2 protein-coding genes are annotated in these 2,529 nt (G+C 74.1%); both read right to left on the bottom strand.

The annotated features are described in order from the left end of the window. Positions 1-1,088 (bottom strand): amidohydrolase (locus LB823_RS23465; protein ID WP_224652156.1); only part of this gene is annotated, 1,088 nt, incomplete at its 3' end. 3 nt (positions 1,089-1,091) lie between these two features. Next, positions 1,092-2,529: cytosine permease (locus tag LB823_RS23460; RefSeq protein ID WP_224652153.1), on the bottom strand; the 1,438-nt coding region annotated here is incomplete at its 5' end.

Raw genomic sequence — 2,529 nt, 5'->3', positions numbered from 1 at the left:
CCGTTGGCCGCGATCGCCCGCTCGAGCGCGGTGAGCGCGATGTCGGAGGCCTCGTCGCCGATGGCGTGCATCGCCACCTGCAGGCCCGCGGCGTCGGCGGCCCGGACCACCGGCTCCAGGGCGTCCAGCGGCCAGATGGGGCCGGGCCGGCTGCCGTCGGCGAAGGGCGCCCGCATCGCAGCGGTGCAGCTGTCGATGACGCCGTCGACCATGATCTTGACGCCCGCGATCCGGATCGGCCCGTCGGCCAGCCGCTCGGCGTGCGCGCGGGCCTCGCCGACCTGCGCCAGGTCCGCCGCGGGGTCGCCGGTCGGCGCGATGAGCCAGTGCGCGGCGACCCGGATCCCCAGCCGGCCGTCGGCCGCGGCGCGCTCGAGGGCGGCGAGGTCGTCGCCGCGCATCCCCATGTCGACGGCGCCCGTCACGCCCGCCTCCAGGTAGGCGGCCACCGCGGCGTCGAGGGCGCGGTCCCGATCGGCGTCGGTGACCAGGCTCGCGAGGAAATCCTCCGCCAGGCCCAGCGCCGCGGTCTCGTAGAGCATGCCCGTCGCCGCGCCGGCCGCGTCGCGACCGATGGTGCCGCCGACGGGATCCGGGGTGGCGTCGTCGATCCCGAGCTCCGCCAGAGCCGCGGTGTTCACCCAGATCGAGTGCATGTCGTTCGAGTGCAGGTAGACGGGACGGTCGGCGACCGCCTCGTCGAGCAGGTGCCGGTCGGGGGCGCGCCCGGCGAGCGGCTCGAACAGCCATTGCCCGCCGATCAGGCGCGGCGCGTCGGGGTGCTGCGCAGCGTAGGCGCGCAGCCGGTCCTGCAGGTCCGCCGCGTCGCGCGCGCCGAGCAGGTCGAGGTGTCCCAGCGAGGCACCGAGGTGGACGAGGTGCGTGTGCGCGTCGACGAAGCCGGGCAGGACGACGGCACCGTCGAGCTCGACGATCCGGAGGTCGGCGACGCCGCGGGAGTGCTCGTTGGCGGCGGCGTCGGCGCCGACGAAGGTCAGGGCGCCCGCGGACTCGACGAGGGCCTCGGCCCACGGCTGATCCGGGTCGGCGGTGAAGATCCGGCCGCCGCGGTAGAGGGTGGTGGTCATGGTCTACTCCGTTGCAGGGGTGGGGAATCCGTAGAGGACTCGGGTGAGCAGGGCGTACAGGCCCGCGGCGACGAGGACGCCGACCGGGAGCGAGAGGTCGATCCCGCCGAGGGCGACGGCGATCGGTCCGCGGAATTCGACGGTGTGCGCGCACAGCAGGGCCAGGCCCGCCGCGGCGAGGACCGAGACGGCGCCGGCCACGTTCACGCCGCCCGTGAACCAGAACTTGGAGGCGGGCGTGACGTCGCTGAGCGCCACGCCGTCGTAGCGGCCGCGGCGCAGCACGATGTCGGTGACGTACACCGCCATGATCGGGCCGACCAGCACGACGAGCATCGACAGGGCGCTACTGATGGCGCCGAGGAAGTCGGACACGAACAGCGCGTACAGGGTCAGCAGTGCGCCGAGGAGGCCGGTCAGCGCGACCGCCCGCGCCCGGCTCAGGCGCAGCCCCACGGATTGCAGGGCCAGGCCGGCGCTGTACGAGGTGAGCGCGTTGTTGCAGACGGTGCTCACGATCACGGCGACGAGGAAGATTGGCACGAACCACGACGGGATCAGCGAGATCAGGCCCGCCTGCGGGTCGGACATGTCGATCGCGGTCGCGGCCAGCGCGCCCACCGCGACGAGCACGACGCCGGGGATCGCGCCGCCCAGGGCCGTCGCGGCGGCGACGGAGACGGGGCCGGTGTCCGCGGGCAGGTAGCGGGCGAAGTCCGAGCTGATCGTGTACGACAGTGGGGCGGCGGCCACCAGGGTGAGACCGCCGAGGACGGCGACCCACAGGTCGAAGCCGTGCAGCGGGGCGGGTTGCGCGAAGCCGAGGTCGGCCCGGGCCGCCACGAAACCCGACATGACCAGGAAGACGACCCCGAGGAGCAGCGACAGCAGCGGGTACAGCCGACTGATCACGCCCTGCCCGAAGACGGCGACGGTCACCGTCGCCGTGGCGATCGCCGCGATGACGACGAGCTCGGCCGGCGTGCCGAGCGGTACCCCGAAGTACTGCAGCAGGGTGTAGCCGACGGCGGCCGCCGCGGCCCAGTTGATGGCGATGTAGCAGACCGAGACGAACCAGCCGTTGACCGCGATCGCGACCCGGTTGCCGCGCACGCCGTACATCGCGCGGGTGGTGACCTGGCTCGGCGTGCCCGACACCGGCCCGGGGATCGCGACGATCCCCGTGACCACGGAGAACAGGCAGCCGACGACCGCGACGGCGATGGCCTGCCACAGCTCGAGGCCCATGAGCACGAGCGCCGCGCCGACCACGACGGACAGGTAGTTGATGCTGGGCGCGCACCACAGCGTGAACAGGTCGCGGGCGCGGCCGTGTCGCTCGGCGGCGGGGATGACGTCGATGCCGCGCGCCTCGACTCGGGGCCGGGACGGGGCCGCGGCGGGTGCGGCGGCGAGGCAGTACACCGCGTCGGGCACACCG

The organism is Tsukamurella sp. M9C, from assembly GCF_020169415.1.
Lineage (GTDB): Bacteria > Actinomycetota > Actinomycetes > Mycobacteriales > Mycobacteriaceae > Tsukamurella.
This window is presented reverse-complemented; position numbering and strand designations above follow the sequence as displayed.